This window comes from Paraburkholderia bannensis NBRC 103871, from assembly GCF_000685015.1.
GTDB lineage: Bacteria > Pseudomonadota > Gammaproteobacteria > Burkholderiales > Burkholderiaceae > Paraburkholderia > Paraburkholderia bannensis.
Genome location: NZ_BAYA01000039.1, coordinates 39,131 through 54,101, shown reverse-complemented (window position 1 = coordinate 54,101; position 14,971 = coordinate 39,131). Strand labels below are relative to the sequence as shown.

At 61.7% G+C, this 14,971-nt stretch carries 11 protein-coding genes; 8 read left to right on the top strand and 3 right to left on the bottom strand.

Going from position 1 to position 14,971, the window contains the following annotated elements; translation table 11 throughout:
* Nucleotides 1-1,474: ATP-binding protein (locus tag BBA01S_RS47225; RefSeq protein ID WP_167336074.1), on the bottom strand; the 1,474-nt coding region annotated here is incomplete at its 3' end.
* Nucleotides 1,475-1,990: 516 nt separating this feature from the next.
* On the opposite strand from BBA01S_RS47225, the gene BBA01S_RS34785 reads away from it, so the two are divergent.
* On the top strand, nucleotides 1,991-3,757 hold the full coding sequence (locus BBA01S_RS34785) for a hypothetical protein (protein ID WP_027820461.1): 1,767 nt from the start codon (nucleotides 1,991-1,993) through the stop codon (nucleotides 3,755-3,757).
* Between the two features lie 332 nt (nucleotides 3,758-4,089).
* Entirely contained in the window at nucleotides 4,090-4,896 is an 807-nt protein-coding gene (locus tag BBA01S_RS34780; protein WP_027820460.1) for a DinB family protein, read from the top strand.
* A 27-nt stretch (nucleotides 4,897-4,923) separates the two neighbouring features.
* On the opposite strand, the gene BBA01S_RS34775 is transcribed toward BBA01S_RS34780, so the two are convergent.
* Complete coding sequence (locus BBA01S_RS34775) at nucleotides 4,924-5,838, bottom strand: LysR family transcriptional regulator (protein WP_407668363.1); 915 nt, start codon at nucleotides 5,836-5,838, stop codon at nucleotides 4,924-4,926.
* Between the two features lie 285 nt (nucleotides 5,839-6,123).
* Here BBA01S_RS34775 and BBA01S_RS34770 point away from each other — a divergent pair, with 285 nt between their 5' ends.
* The 6 genes from BBA01S_RS34770 to BBA01S_RS34745 all read left to right on the top strand — a co-directional run bounded on the left by BBA01S_RS34770 (nucleotide 6,124) and on the right by BBA01S_RS34745 (nucleotide 13,765).
* Complete coding sequence (locus BBA01S_RS34770) at nucleotides 6,124-8,409, top strand: NADP-dependent malic enzyme (protein ID WP_027820458.1); 2,286 nt, start codon at nucleotides 6,124-6,126, stop codon at nucleotides 8,407-8,409.
* A gap of 200 nt (nucleotides 8,410-8,609) precedes the next feature.
* Complete coding sequence (locus BBA01S_RS34765; RefSeq protein ID WP_027820457.1) at nucleotides 8,610-9,476, top strand: fumarylacetoacetate hydrolase family protein; 867 nt, start codon at nucleotides 8,610-8,612, stop codon at nucleotides 9,474-9,476.
* A 13-nt stretch (nucleotides 9,477-9,489) separates the two neighbouring features.
* Nucleotides 9,490-10,242, top strand: coding sequence for an SDR family NAD(P)-dependent oxidoreductase (locus BBA01S_RS34760; protein WP_027820456.1), 753 nt, complete (start codon nucleotides 9,490-9,492; stop codon nucleotides 10,240-10,242).
* Nucleotides 10,243-10,428: 186 nt separating this feature from the next.
* Nucleotides 10,429-11,718, top strand: coding sequence for an MFS transporter (locus BBA01S_RS34755; RefSeq protein ID WP_245641682.1), 1,290 nt, complete (start codon nucleotides 10,429-10,431; stop codon nucleotides 11,716-11,718).
* Between the two features lie 60 nt (nucleotides 11,719-11,778).
* Nucleotides 11,779-12,957 (top strand): L-rhamnonate dehydratase, encoded by a 1,179-nt coding sequence (gene rhmD, locus BBA01S_RS34750; protein ID WP_027820454.1) that lies wholly within the window; start codon nucleotides 11,779-11,781, stop codon nucleotides 12,955-12,957.
* Nucleotides 12,958-12,982: 25 nt separating this feature from the next.
* On the top strand, nucleotides 12,983-13,765 hold the full coding sequence (locus BBA01S_RS34745; protein ID WP_027820453.1) for an SDR family NAD(P)-dependent oxidoreductase: 783 nt from the start codon (nucleotides 12,983-12,985) through the stop codon (nucleotides 13,763-13,765).
* Between the two features lie 32 nt (nucleotides 13,766-13,797).
* On the opposite strand, the gene BBA01S_RS34740 is transcribed toward BBA01S_RS34745, so the two are convergent.
* Nucleotides 13,798-14,781, bottom strand: a complete 984-nt coding sequence (locus BBA01S_RS34740) for a LysR family transcriptional regulator (RefSeq protein WP_027820452.1) — start codon at nucleotides 14,779-14,781, stop codon at nucleotides 13,798-13,800.
* Between the last annotated feature and the right edge of the window lie 190 nt (nucleotides 14,782-14,971).

Genomic DNA, 14,971 nt, shown 5'->3' with positions numbered 1-14,971 from the left:
CTAGTGGCTTATTTCCGAGCAAGCGTGCATACCGTTTAAGAGTGCTGTCTCCCGCATCTACGATTGACTTTCGCCCCAAATTTCGGCCCCGAACTCGCAAGAACTCAAGCGACTCTCCCTCTTCTAAGGGCTTGATTTCGATATGTCGAGCTTCAATTGCTTCTCGCCTCCTAGACGTTAGCAATACACGCCCGACGCGCCGCGAAAGCTCGCGAATCTGCTTCGCGAGAATGCGAATTTCATCAGCATTCGTCGCCATCGTTTCGGTATTGTCGAGAATCAGCAAATGCGAGTCTCGATTGACACCCCATGTTTCGCCGAGATAACTGGAGAGCATTTGAATGAGAACATCGGGTGACTTGCTGTACCAAGACCGATCTAGGCTCCCTCCTTCCAACGCCCGAGGTATGAAGGTCGCCACATCAGCAACGCCGACATCCGTTAGCCGAATGATTTCCAGGCCATTCAAACCCCATCTAGTCTTCTTGGCAGTGTAGAACGTAATCAATTCCGGCCGATAGTCGGATCGAATCTGCCCTTCGATGACTCTTCGGACAAATTCAACTGTCAAGGTGGTTTTGCCAATTCCCCCATCTCCATAGAGCATGCACGCGCGAGATTCGGTGTCGTCGAGCCAATCGAGCAATTCATCGATCTCTTTTTGCCGACCTGTGAATTCCTCTGTCAATCGAGCCGGCAATAACGCTAGAGGTGACCATTCTTCGGAACTCGTCCTGATTATTTCGTACCGGTTAATTTCACCGCTTATTCCAGTTTCAAATATATCTAAAGTCTCGTACGAAATTTCGTCGCGCCGAAACCAGCCCCTCTCTACTTGGGCTTTTACTACACAGCGCCCGGCAGTCGATCGCTTGATACTGCGATAGCAAATCAAATTCCCGCCAAATGGCTTCAAAAGCCTTATGGGATATACCTCACCATTCGGAAGGGTAAGCGAGAATTTCTCGCCGCACGGGTCTATTGTCGGAAGGAGTGGCGCAAATTTTTCTAATAGAAACCGAATCGCATCGCTTTCTGCATCGTAATCCCCCTCGCCAGCAATCCCGTGCCCTTCGACGCCATCGTTTCGGACGGTAACGAGCGTTTGCATCAACCGTTCAGCATTTTTCCTCTGACCAGCGGGCAGGATCGACCAACAGTTCCGATTTTCACTCGAATCCTTCCATATGGCCCTGCTATATCCTGGAAGATGCTCGTTCTCAGCAATAACAAGCAAATCCAATATTGCCGAAACAAGGGTGCCGTCGGCCGGCATCCTAAGGCTTTCAACCGGCAAAGGAGATTCGTTTTGCCTTGTCGGCGTTCGACGACGCATTTCTAGAATCAGTTCGGCCAATACGAGACAGACGTGTTGGACAAGAATACGAAATACGGCCGTGTGCGCCGCGCGACGCTCCGGACCAGACGCCAACGAATGCGCATCATCCAAAAGGGTTATAAGCCGCGCTTTCATACATATCCTTGTTATCTGGCCGTTGATCAACGAGACCCGTATTGTACGGCACTACCTGTCGCTATTTAAATGACGCGCCTAGCATTTTGGTGAAAGTCTAGGCAAGCCAGGGAACGGCGGTACACGTTCCTAAAGCGGTCGCCCGAGGATAGGTTGCACATTGCGGTTCTTGGCCGGGCACGGACGCATGCGGTTTGCATCGATGCGGCCGCGAGTGGTTCAGCTGACGTGCGCAACTCGACCCATAGCGGGCACCCGACGTCCGTTTGCGAACGACTGCTGAGTAGCGGATAGCGGTCTCCACCATAGCGGTCGCTCCTATAAAACTACCCGCGAGCCGCCGCCGGCAAAGTCTGGCGCTTGTCCGTGACAGCTTTCTGGTACGGTCCTCCTGACCAATTTGTATGTTGCGGCTCTGACCACCTAATCTACGATTAGCGAGCAGGCCCCACATAATTCCGACATGGGCTGTTGGATCAGAGTAGCAGTTGCTGACATCACCTAGGGAATCAACCTATGAACGAAGCCTGGATTCTTCACGCCTCTGAAATTCGGCGACCGTTTTCGCGAGCGACCTGGGTACCCCTTCGTGCGTCGCTCAATGACGAGAAGGGCAACGTGACGGAAGTGGGGTATGTCAGCGACGTATTCGCTTGCGGCTCGGTGGCTTTTCCCAAGCAGCATCACGAGCTAGCCGAGCGTTTGAGTTGGAGCGACATCGGCATCGGGCGCACGGTAGCACCACATGCGTATTCGGACGGCCATTACTCGCCGATCGACGAGTATCAGTACAACGACAAAGAGCCCGTTGGGGTCAACCTCGTTTTCGAGCATCCGCAGCCCGTGGTCGGTGGCCGGCAGTGGATCCTGAATCCGGACTTGGTCGTGGCGCTTCGCCTGATTAAGGAGGGGCCGCACTGGGTCAGGCCGGAAGAGGACTTTGTTGTAGTCGCCAGGGAGACGGTTGACAGCGATGGCAGCCATCGCCTGATAGAAATCAAGCGCGAATTCCTGATGGACTATCTAGCCGCACGGGGTCTTTCCCTGCGCCTGTCCTATTACCGACAGCGCGTCGAGAACGTGGTCGAACTCAAGAACAGCCCCTATGCCGGCCTTAGCGAGATCCAGGAGCAGCGTGAAGGAGGAAGGTACGAGCTGCGCATCAAGGAGCTGAACGCAGTGTTCGGCGGAAGCTGGGCGTCGTTCCGTATGTGGCGTACCGACATCGACGAGGAGGAAGACGCTCCGGTCATGGGGCGCGAGACGAACGATAACACCGCCTCAGAGAGCGCCAGGGGCCATCGAAGCGGCTACCCCGGCGTGCGTGTCGAAGGCGAGTTCTGGCGAGATGAGTGGATCGAGCATCAGGAAAAGAGCACGCGTGTGCGTGGGGACGAGGATCAGAATCTGCCGTACTTCCTCGTCGATACTGACGGCTCGCGCAAGTTCTCGGCGGAGCTCAACGACGAAGACATCGGCCGGTGGCTCTGGTTCCGCCCGTCCGTGGTCAATGACCTACTGAGCCACCGAGGCTTCACCCTAAAGTGGTACACGGCTGAAACCGGCGCAATCAAATCCACTTCGGGGTATTCGACCCATTTCGGTATCAATGCCTCGGATCTCATCACAGTCTATGCTTACGACATTGCTAGGCTGCCCGCGTGGGAGCAGTTCCTCTGGACCGCGAATAACATTGCGCCGGAGGGGAAAGTCAGCGCGGAACTCCTCGCCTCACAGGTCAAGGCGCAGCCAGCGGAGACCAATGCCGTAGAGGAAATGCTGTTTGGGTACATGCGGTTGCTGGAGACCGACTTCTGCAAGACGTTCAGTGTGTCGCTGTTTTCACATGAAATTGACGATGTGCCGTCGATGCAGCACGTCTCTCGCTTTTCGAGCAAGGACCAGGCGTCGCTCTTGCGGCTGGCCAAGGAGCTCGTTCGCATCTTCTCCGACCGACTCGACGTACGCTCTCTTCGAAAGCTGTCAAACCACACCGACAAGGAGAAACTGGGTTCTAACAAGTTGCTGCAGAACATCGTGGCACAGAAGGCCGGGGAGGCTCGCGCACGCGAGGTCTTCGCTGCCATCGCTGGCGCCTACGACATGCGCCTTGGCGACGCACATCCGACGAGCTCCAAGATCGACGAAGCTCTTAAGCTCGCCGGCATCGACACCTCGGCGTCGTATCTGCGGCAAGGCGAGCAGTTGATTAGCAACTTCGGCTACGCCCTTTGGTGTATAGGGAATCTGCTTTTCGGAGGTCATGAGAAGAGCGCGGGATAAAGCCGTTTCCTGTCGGACGTCGTCAGTTGGTGGATCGACGATGAACGGCAGCAACTCAAGCTGAAGCAGTCGTTTGCGGGGATTCTTTCGACGACTGCCTCTGGCCGGCTACGGTCTCACCGTCTCTCATCAGTGCGTCGGCGAGTGGACGCTCCGGCCGACTCAGCGCGCAGCGTGACTCAGCAGCGCGCGAGTCGCCTCACTAACTACCGGGCATACCAACACGAGCAACCCCCGCATCACCGCCTCGCACCCCATCCCACAATTGCCTTACGCTCAACCAGTAACGTATCATATCGATACGTTACAAAATTGACCATAAGGCCGCCCCCATGCACTCCCGCTTCGACCGTTTCCGAACGACCGCGCTAGCCACCCAGCTCGAAGCGCTGATCGACGCACCCCAGCGCTACGTCGAATACGCCGTGCTCTCGCGCGTCGGAGTGGCGGCGGTTTCAGCGATTACCGACGAAATCGCCCTGAAGTTTCCAGAAATCGAGCAGGATCAAACCGCGCGGCAGTTTTGCGGCGCGATGGTGGCGGAGGTGATGCGGCGTCACGGGCACGAAGTCGTGCAGGCGCGCGGGCGCGTCGGCGGCACGTTGTTCAGCTACGGCGCGGTCTTCAGCGCCCAGCCGGTGAGCCTGCCGTTCGCCGGTGTGATCGACGCGCTCGCCGCAATGCCCGAGCGTTTTGCCTCGCTGGTCGCCCGCGTGCCGCATGCGCTCTGGACGCGCCGCCCGCAAGGCACGGGCTTTTCGCTGCTCGAACACGCTTGCCATTTGCGCGACCTGGACGCCATATTCGCCGCCCGCTTTAGCGCAGTGCGCAAGGCCGATCTGCCGCTGATCGAATCGGTCGACGGCACGACTATCGCGCAGGAGCGCAACTATATGGCGCAGGATCTGGCGTCGGCGCGGGACGAATTCGCGGCCAACCGGCAGCGGCTTTGCACGTCCCTCCGGCGGTTGACACCGGAGCAACTGGCGCGCTGCGGCCTGCGTGACGGCGTGCGTCGGATGACGTTGGAAGAGCTAGTGCGCGAGTTGCTCGATCACGACAGGACGCACGCACTCGAACTCGAAGAACTCGAACACGAGTTGCTGGAGCCCGCGCAGCAACCCATCGCATCGGCATAAAACCGCTAAAAACCAAGGGCTAAAACCTCAACGCCGCGCGGCTTCCGCTTCCAGATAAAGCTCGCGCAGCGCCTGCCCGAATACGCCGTCCACTTCGCGCAGCACGCCCGCGCGCGTGAAGAGGGCGATGGGCGGTAGCGTCCAGTCGAAGGTGTACGGCACGATCGCGACGCCTGCGATATGCACGAGTTCCTCGGCGATATCGGCGGGCACGATGGAGACGGCGTTCTCGTTCGCCGCGATCATCTCGCCGATCAGGCGCGACGTGTAGCTCTCCATGATCGGCACCGGCGGCGCCACGCCCGCGTGCAGGAAGAGATCGGAAATCTGCTCGCGGATCGGCGTGTTGGGCGCGCCCAGGATCCAGTCGAGTTCCGCGAGCTTTTGCCAGTTCGCCTTGCTGCGCCCGAGCCGCGCCGCCAGGCGCCGGCTGGCGATCAGCCTTGGCGTCTGTTGATACAGCACCTCGAAGCGCAATTGCGTGACATCGACCGTGGCCGACGCCCGCCCGATCACGAGATCGAGCGTGTGGTCGCGCAGTTGCGGCAGCAACGCGTCGCTGGTGCCTTCGTGGATCGTCATGGTGACGCGCTGCGGCAGGCGCGACTGCGCGAGGCGAATCGCCGTGGCCAGCGTGCGCCCCGAAATGAACGGAATCACGCCCACATGCAGGCGCGTGGCATGGCCCGCGACCACGGCTTCGATATCGCGCGCGAGGTGGTCGAGGTCGTGCAGCATGGCCTGGGCGCGGGCCAGCACCACGTTGCCCAGCGGCGTGGGCGTCATGCCGCGCGGCGAGCGCTCGAACAGCGGCGCGCCGAACATGCTCTCCATTTCGGCGAGCGCGTTGGTCACGGCGGGTTGGCTGGTGGCCATGTGCTCGGCCACGCGCGTGAGGGAGCCGTGCTGGCGGATCTGCAGCAGCAGCACCAGATGACGCATTTTGAGGCGCGAATTGAGGCGCCGGGTGACTTCTTCGATACTGAACGACACGATCCGCTTGTCCGGGTGACGGGCGGCGGGGGACAGGAGACCCGCCAGGTGAGGCTGGGGATGCCCGCCATGCCCGCGCCGTTGGCCGGTTCGGGATTGGGGGAGGCATCATGAAAAAATAATGGCCCCATACTAAATCAAAATGGGCAGCTTATGACGGCTCTCTAGAATCGCCTCATTCGAACATGACCGCCGCGCCGACCGTGCGCGGGGCCCATCATCAGAGTGAGGAACATGAACAAGACCGATCGCCAGGCCGCCCTCGAATATCACGAATTCCCCACCCCGGGCAAGATCTCGGTGACGGCCAGCAAGCCGCTCGTCACCCAGCGCGACCTCGCGCTCGCCTATACGCCGGGCGTGGCAGTGGCCTGCGAGGAGATCGTCACCGATCCGCAGAACTCGTTCCGTTACACGGCGCGCGGCAACCTGGTGGGCGTGATCACGAACGGTACGGCCGTGCTCGGTCTGGGCAACATCGGCGCGCTGGCGTCGAAGCCGGTCATGGAAGGTAAGGCAGTCCTGTTCAAGAAGTTCGCCGGCATCGACGTGTTCGACATCGAAGTCACCGAAAGCGATCCGGACAAGCTCGTCGACATCATCGCCAGCCTCGAAGCCACCTTCGGCGGCATCAATCTGGAAGACATCAAGGCGCCGGACTGCTTCACGGTCGAGCGCAAGCTGCGCGAGCGCATGAAGATTCCGGTCTTCCACGACGATCAGCACGGCACGGCGATCACCGTTTCGGCGGCGTTCCTCAATGGTCTGAAGGTTATCGGCAAGGACATCACCAAGGTCAAGGTCGTGACCTCGGGCGCGGGCGCGGCGGCGCTGGCCTGTCTCGACCTGATGGTCGACCTGGGCCTGCCGCTCAAGAACATCTGGGTGACGGACATCGACGGCGTGGTCTATCAAGGCCGCACGACGCTGATGGATCCGGACAAGGAGCGCTTCGCGCAGGATACGTCGGCGCGCTCGCTGTCCGAAGTGATCGAAGGCGCGGACGTGTTCCTCGGCCTGTCGGCGGGCGGCGTGCTCAAGGCCGACATGGTCAAGAAGATGGCCGACAAGCCGCTGATCCTGGCGCTTGCTAACCCGACGCCGGAAATCTTCCCGGAAGTCGCGCTCGAAGCGCGCCCGGACGCAGTGCTGGCCACGGGCCGTTCGGACTTCCCGAACCAGGTCAACAACGTCCTGTGCTTCCCGTACATTTTCCGCGGCGCACTCGATGTGGGCGCAACGACCATCACGCGCAACATGGAAATCGCGGCGGTGCACGCGATCGCCAAGCTCGCGGAAGAAGAGCTGAACGATTCGGTCGCGGCCGCCTACGGCGCCTATGACCTGCGCTTCGGCCCGAAATACCTGATTCCGAAGCCGTTCGATTCGCGCCTGATCGTGCGTATCGCTCCGGCTGTGGCGAAGGCTGCGATGGAAGACGGCGTGGCGACGCGTCCGATCGACGACTTCGCTGCCTACACGAACGAGCTGCAACAGTTCGTGTACCACTCGGGCGCGTTCATGAAGCCGATCTTCGCGGCTGCCAAGCAGTTCGTGCGCGACGGCGCGAAGTCGCGCATCGTCTTCGCGGAAGGCGAGGAAGAGCGCGTGCTGCGCGCGGTTCAGGTGATCGTCGACGAAAAGCTCGCACGCCCGATCCTGATCGGCCGTCCGGAAGTGCTGCTTGCGCGTATCGAGAAGTTCGGCCTGCGCCTGAAGCTGGGCGAAGATGTGGAAGTCACCAATCCTGAGTACGACGAACGATTCCATCAGTACTGGACGACGTACTGGGAACTGCGTTGCCGCGACGGCATTTCGAAGGAAATGGCGCGCGTGGAAATGCGCCGCCGTCTCACGCTGATCGGCGCGATGATGGTGCGCCTGGGCGACGCCGACGGCATGGTCTGCGGTACGGTCGGTGCGTACCATGACCACCTGCGTTTCGTCGACGAAGCGATCGGCATGCAGCGCAACGCCAAGACCTACGCGGCGATGAACATTCTGCTGCTCGACAAGCGCACGGTTGCAATCGTTGATACGCACATCAACGACAACCCGAACGCCGAGCAGATCGCCGAATTCACGCTCGCGGCCGCACGCCAGATGGAATGGCTCAACCTGCAACCGAAGGTGGCGCTGCTGTCGCGCTCGAACTTCGGCTCGGGCAGCTCGGCGTCGGGCACGAAGATGCGCGAAGTGCTCAAGCTCGTCAACGAACAGGCGCCGGACCTGGAAATCGACGGCGAAATGCATGGCGACTGCGCACTCGACGAAGCGCTGCGCCAGCGCATCCTGCCGCATTCGCGTCTGCAAGGCTCGGCGAACCTGCTGGTTTGCCCGAACGTGGACTCGGGCAACATCGCCTACAACCTGCTCAAGACGGGCGCAGGCAGCAACGTGGCGGTTGGCCCGTTCCTGCTGGGCGTGAATGCGCCGGTGAACATCCTCACGTCGAGCTCGACGGTGCGACGCATCATCAATATGGCTGCACTCACGGTGCTCCAGGCTAATCGCGATTAAGCGACGCTAGATCCGTCCGGATAAACCCGGAGAAAAAAGGCGGCGACCCGAAAGGGCGCCGCCTTTTTTGCGTCCGGTTTGAATCGTGACGCATCACGATCCGCTTTTGCTATCGCCTCATGCAGCAATCGGATTGTCCGGCTATCGCAGCCTGCCTATATTGGTGACCAATGCTCAAGTCCAATATCGGGAGACACCGCATGAAGCTGGTTCGCTGGGGCAGTCAAGGTAGTGAAAAACCGGGTGTGGTCGATCGCGAAGGCCGTGTGCGCGATCTTTCGGGCGTGCTGCCCGATGTGGCTGGCGAGTCGCTGGGCGCTGCGTCGCTCGACCGTCTTGCGTCGCTCGACCTGACGCAACTGCCGCTCGTGGCCGCCGAAACGCGTCTGGGCCCGTGTGTCGGCCAGGTGGGCAAGATCGTTTGCGTCGGCCTCAATTATTCGGATCACGCGGCCGAATCCAATATGCCGGTGCCCGCCGAGCCCGTCCTGTTCTTCAAGGCCACCAGTTCCCTGATTGGCCCAAATGACGATGTCGTGATCCCGCCGGGCGCGCAAAAGGTCGACTGGGAGGTCGAGTTGGGCGTCGTGATCGGCAAGGAGGCGCGCTACGTGTCGCGCGAACGTGCGCTCGATTATGTGGCCGGTTATTGCGTCGTCAACGATGTGTCCGAACGCGCCTGGCAGATCGAGCGAGGCGGCCAGTGGGACAAGGGCAAGAGTGCCGATACCTTCGCGCCGCTCGGGCCGTGGCTCGTCACCCGCGACGAGATCGCCGATCCGCAGGCGCTCGATATGTGGCTCGAAGTCGACGGCAAGCGCTATCAGCAGGGCAATACGCGCACGATGATTTTCGACGTGGCCACGGTCGTCTCTTACATCAGCCATTTCATGAGCCTGCAACCCGGCGATGTCATTTCGACGGGGACGCCGCCCGGCGTCGGCATGGGGCAGAAGCCGCAACCGGTTTATCTGCGCGCGGGACAGACCATGCGCCTCTCGGTAGCGGGGCTGGGCGAACAACAGCAGCGCGCCGTCGCTTCGACGGCCGATACGACACTGGCGTGAGGAGACGGCCAACATGAACCAGCTTGACCTGAAGAATCGTGTGATGGTGGTGACGGGCGGTGCGCGTGGCCTGGGCTACGCGATTGCGCAGCGTGCGCTGCGCTCGGGCGCGGCAGTGGCGTTGTGGGACATTGACGCCGAGCGTCTCGAACGCTCGCGCGCCGAACTTTCCGAACTCGGCAGTGTGTCCGCTGTGAAGGTGGAATTGACCGACGAAGCCTCCGTCGAGGCCGCCGCGCAGCACACGGTGCAGACGCATGGCGCGATCCATACGCTCGTCAATAGCGCGGGCATTACGGGCGGCAACGGCCTTACGTGGGAACTGCCGGTGGAAATGTGGCGCCGCGTGATCGAAGTGAACCTGATCGGCAGCTACCTGACTTGCCGCGCCGTGGTGCCGCGCATGATCGAGCAGGGCTATGGGCGCATCGTCAATATCGCTTCGGTGGCGGGCAAGGAAGGCAATCCCAATGCTTCGCACTACAGTGCATCGAAGGCCGGCTTGATCGGGCTGACGAAATCGCTCGGCAAGGAACTGGCCACGAAAGGCGTGCTGGTGAATGCGGTCACGCCCGCAGCAGCAAAGACCGAGATCTTCGATTCGATGTCGCAGCAGCACATCGATTACATGCTCGCGAAGATTCCAATGAACCGCTTCCTGATGCCCGATGAAGCGGCGGCGATGATCGTCTGGCTCTGTTCGGAGGATTGCGCGTTCAGCACGGGAGCGGTGTTCGATTTGTCGGGCGGGCGCGCGACGTATTAAACAAGGCGTTTCGATTCGATGCGCCATCAAGGCGCACGGCGAAAGAGAATAAGGGGCGGCCGCGCAGCGTACCGCTTCGCAACGGATCGACAGGAGACATCGATGCCGGATGCAGCGTCACTAACGCAGTCGTTACAAGCGCAGTCGTCACAATCGCAGGCTTTGCAGCGAGCAGGCAGCAAAGCTATGCGGCGTCTGTTGCCGTTCCTGCTGCTGATGTACGTGCTGGCGTTCCTGGATCGCGCGAACATCGGCTTCGCGCAGAAGGCGTTGCAACACGATACGGGCTTGTCCGATGCCGCGTTTGCGTTTGGCGCGGGCGTGTTTTTCGTCGGCTACGCGGTGTTCGAGGTGCCGAGCAACCTGCTTTTGCATCGCGTGGGCGCGCGGCTCTGGATGTGCCGCATCATGGTGACGTGGGGGCTGATTTCCGCTGCCATGGCTTGGGTGCAATCGCCTTCATCGTTTTACACGTTGCGCTTTTTGCTGGGCGTCGCGGAGGCCGGTTTTTTCCCCGGCATCATTTATTACCTCACGCAGTGGTTTCCGCAGTCGGCGCGGGCGCGTGCGATTGGCGTGTTTTATTTTGGCGCGCCGCTGGCGTTTATCTTCGGCGCGCCATTGTCCGGACTGCTGATCGATATGCATGGCGTGAGCGGCCTTGCCGGATGGCAGTGGCTGTTCCTCGTCGAAGGCGTGATGGCTTCGCTGGTGGGTATCTGGGCCTTCTGGTATCTCACCGACCGTCCCGAGCATGCCCATTGGCTAGCCGCCGACGAGCAACGCGCGCTGGCCGCCGCGCTGCGCATCGATGCCGGCGAGGCCGCAGAACATGGCCCGCGAGGCGCGTTCGCGGCCTTGTTCGACCGCCGCGTGCTGGCTTACGCCGTGATTTACGCGCTCATTCAAATGAGCGTCTACGGCGTGATCTTTTTCTTGCCGCAGCAAGTGGCGTCGCTTGCTGGCGCGGCAGTTGGCCTGAAGGTCGGCTTGCTGGCGGCTGTGCCCTGGTTATGTGCGCTCGCGTTGACCTGGTTCGTTCCGCGGCACGCCGATCGGGTGGGCAGCCATCGCGCCTGGACAGTCGGCCTGCTTGTGCTGTCGGGCCTGGGTATCGCGGTGTCGGGCATGGCGGGCGACATGGGTGTTCCGCTTGTCGCCATGATCGGTCTGTGCTGCGCGGCCAGCGGATTTATCGCGGCGCAGCCGCTGTTCTGGACGTTCCCGGCGCGCAACCTGGCGGGCGTCGCTTCGGCTAGCGGCATCGCGCTGATCAATTCGCTCGGCGGCCTGGGTGGCTTTCTCGCACCGCTGCTGCGCGCCGCCGCCGACCGGCATTTCGCCTCGCACGCGGCGGGCCTCGAATTGCTGGGCCTCGCCAGCCTCGCGGCGGCGGCGCTCGTTCTTATCGTCGTGCCGCGTGGCGGCGGGCGTCGCGCAAGCGCGTTCGAGCAACCAGCCGGCGGCGCGAATTGAATCGCATACCTGATTAATTGACCTGGCGTCAAGCACCTTCACTCTCAGGAGCAAGCATCCATGGCCATGCCTACCATCAAACACGTTCGCGCTTTCACGGTGCGCGGCGGCGGCGCGGACTATCACGATCAGGCCGACGGGCACTGGATTGACGATCACATCTCGACGCCGATGGCGCGCTATCCCGAGTATCGCCAGAGCCGCCGCTCGTTCGGCATCGACGTGCTGGGTACGCTCGTCGTCGAAGTGGAAGCGAGCGATGGCACCGTGGGTTTTGCGGTGACGACGGGCGGCGAAATCGGCGCATTCATCGTCGAGAAGCATCTTGCGCGTTTTCTCGAAGGCCAGCGCGTGACAGACCTGGAAAAGATCTGGGATCAGATGTATTACTCGACGCTTTATTACGGCCGCAAGGGCGTGGTGCTCAACACGATTTCGGGTGTCGATCTTGCGTTGTGGGACTTGCTCGGCAAGCTGCGCCAGGAGCCTGTCTATCAACTGCTGGGCGGCCCGGTGCGCGACGAACTCGTGTTCTATGCAACCGGCGCACGGCCCGACCTCGCGAAGGAAATGGGCTTTATCGGCGGCAAGCTGCCTTTGCTGCATGGCCCGGCAGAAGGTGAGGAAGGCCTCAGAAAGAACATCGAGTTGCTCGCCACGATGCGCGAGCGCGTGGGCGACGACTTCTGGCTCATGTACGACTGCTGGATGAGCCTCGACGTGCGCTACGCCACGCGCCTGGCCGAGGCCGCCAACGAATACGGGCTCAAATGGATCGAGGAATGCCTGCCGCCCGACGATTACTGGGGCTACGCCGAACTGCGCCGCAACGTGCCGCGCGGCATGATGGTCTCGACCGGCGAGCACGAAGCCACGCGCTGGGGCTTTCGCATGCTGCTGGAAATGGGCTGCTGCGACCTGATCCAGCCCGACGTGAATTGGTGCGGCGGCATGACCGAGCTCATCAAGATTTCCGCGCTGGCGGACGCGCACAACACGCTGGTCGTGCCGCACGGCTCGTCGGTGTACAGCTATCACTTCGTGGTCACGCGTCACAACTCGCCGTTCGCCGAGTTCCTGATGATGGCGCCCAAGGCCGATGAAGTCGTGCCGATGTTCACGCCGCTGCTGCTCGACGAGCCGGTGCCCGTGAAGGGCCGCATGAAGGTGCCGGATACGCCGGGGTTTGGCGTGCGTCTGAATCCAGACTGCAAGCTGTCGCGTCCTTACCAACACTAGGCAAAAACAGCCAGGAGAAAGCATCGTGCTGCTCAAGGACAAGGTAGTGATCGTCACTGGCGGATCGCGCGGCATCGGGCGTGCGATTGCGATTGCGAGCGCGCGCGAAGGCGCGGACGTCGCGATCAACTACTGGGGCGATAACGACGCCTCGTATGGCCGCCGCTCGGCGATCGGCGAGGTGATGGACGAGATCGAGCGTCTAGGGCGGCGTGCGATTGCGGTGGAGGGCAACGTGGCCGCGCCGCAAACGGGCGTCGATCTGGTGCGCCAGACCGTCGAGCATTTCGGCCATGTGGACGTGCTGGCGAGCAACGCGGGCATCTGTCCGTTCCACTCGTTCCTGGACATGCCGCCCGCCGTGCTCGAACGCACCATTGGCGTGAACCTGAACGGTGCGTTTTATGTCACGCAGGCCGTCGCGCGCCAGATGAAGGAGCAGGGCACCGGCGGCGCGATCGTCGCGACCAGTTCGATCAGCGCGCTGGTGGGCGGCGGCATGCAGACGCACTACACGCCTACCAAGGCGGGGGTGCATTCGCTGATGCAGTCGTGCGCGATTGCGCTGGGGCCTTACGGGATTCGCTGCAATTCGGTGATGCCAGGCACCATTGCGACCGACCTCAACGCCGAAGACCTCGCCGACGAAGAAAAGCGCACGTACTTCGAAAAACGCATTCCGCTGGGACGCCTGGGCGCGCCCGAGGACGTGGCCGAATGCGTGGTGTTTCTCGCGTCGGATCGCGCGCGTTATGTGACGGGCGCGGCATTGCTGGTGGACGGCGGCTTGTTCGTCAACCTGCAGTGACCTGCCACCGGCTGTAGCAGATTGATCAGGACTCAGGAATGTGTGGCGAGCCGCATATCGCGAACCGTGTCGTCCGGCTTGAAGGGCTGCGAAAAGCGCCGCAACAGGCCGACGAAATGCTCGGCGGGTTCCGCGAGCGTTTCGCCCTTGCGCGTGAGTACGCCGAAGCCCGGCAGGCTCTTCCCGATTTCGAGCGGCAGCACGGTAAGCAGCTTGCCGCGCACATGGTCGCGCACGACCGATTCGGGCAGCATCGCCACGGCGTCGAAGCTTTCGAGCAGTTGCAGCGTGGCGAAGATGGACGCCGATTCCGTGAGATTCATCGGCGTGGCGAGACCGGCGCGCGCCAGCTCGCCTTCGAACAGTTCGCGCGCGGGGCTTGTGATGGGCTGCGCCACCCATGGCCAGTCCATCAGTTCCGCAAGCGTGACCTGTTCGCGGCGCGCAAGCGGGTGACGCGCACGCACCACCAGAACGAGGGTTTCGCGGGCGAGCGGTTCGAAGCTGAAGTCGTTGTGCTGCAACGGCGTAGTGAGGCGGCCCAGCGCGAGATCGACGTCGCGGCGATGCAGCAGTTGCACGACCTGGTCGCTGGTTTCGCCAAGGATGCGCACGTGCAGCAGCGGCCGTTCGGTCTTGAGCGTGGCGACGGCCTGCGCGAGCAGATCGGGCGCGGCGCCCATGATCGCGCCCACCGTCAGCTGGCCGTGGCCGCCGCGGCGCTTGACGTCGAGATCCTCGGCGAAGCGTGTGAGGTCGGACAGCGCGCGGCGCGCGTAGGCCAGCGTGACGACGCCCAGCGCCGTGGGCTGCATGCCGCGCGCGTTGCGCTCGAAGAGACGAAAGCCAAAGGCCTCTTCGATGTCGCTGAGCATGCGGCTTGCGCTGGGTTGCGCGACGTTGATGGCATCGGCGGCCTGATGGACGTTGCGGGCATCGTCGAGCGCGACGAGCAGGGCGAGGTGCTTGAACTTGAGACGGTTGACGAGCGAAACGACGGCGGTCTGATGGTTCATGAGTCCTGCGATCCGGTTTGTGTATCGCCCGATCCCAACTACGGATTGGTTGGCTATCGATGCGGGAATTATAGTCGTTCGAATCGCCGCAAAACCATGTGAAACCCTGCGCAGAGGTTAGGGCAAACGCTTAGGCGTTCACGCAAGCAGCCCACTCAAGCGCCAGAAAAAACACAGCAACCAGGCTGGA

Coding starts and splice junctions, on each gene's coding strand:
- BBA01S_RS34785 (WP_027820461.1), top strand. CDS start 1,991: ATGAACGAAGCCTGGATTCTTCACGCCTCTGAAATTCGGCGACCGTTT.
- BBA01S_RS34780 (WP_027820460.1), top strand. CDS start 4,090: ATGCACTCCCGCTTCGACCGTTTCCGAACGACCGCGCTAGCCACCCAG.
- BBA01S_RS34775 (WP_407668363.1), bottom strand. CDS start 5,838: ATGCGTCATCTGGTGCTGCTGCTGCAGATCCGCCAGCACGGCTCCCTC.
- BBA01S_RS34770 (WP_027820458.1), top strand. CDS start 6,124: ATGAACAAGACCGATCGCCAGGCCGCCCTCGAATATCACGAATTCCCC.
- BBA01S_RS34765 (WP_027820457.1), top strand. CDS start 8,610: ATGAAGCTGGTTCGCTGGGGCAGTCAAGGTAGTGAAAAACCGGGTGTG.
- BBA01S_RS34760 (WP_027820456.1), top strand. CDS start 9,490: ATGAACCAGCTTGACCTGAAGAATCGTGTGATGGTGGTGACGGGCGGT.
- BBA01S_RS34755 (WP_245641682.1), top strand. CDS start 10,429: ATGCGGCGTCTGTTGCCGTTCCTGCTGCTGATGTACGTGCTGGCGTTC.
- rhmD (WP_027820454.1), top strand. CDS start 11,779: ATGGCCATGCCTACCATCAAACACGTTCGCGCTTTCACGGTGCGCGGC.
- BBA01S_RS34740 (WP_027820452.1), bottom strand. CDS start 14,781: ATGAACCATCAGACCGCCGTCGTTTCGCTCGTCAACCGTCTCAAGTTC.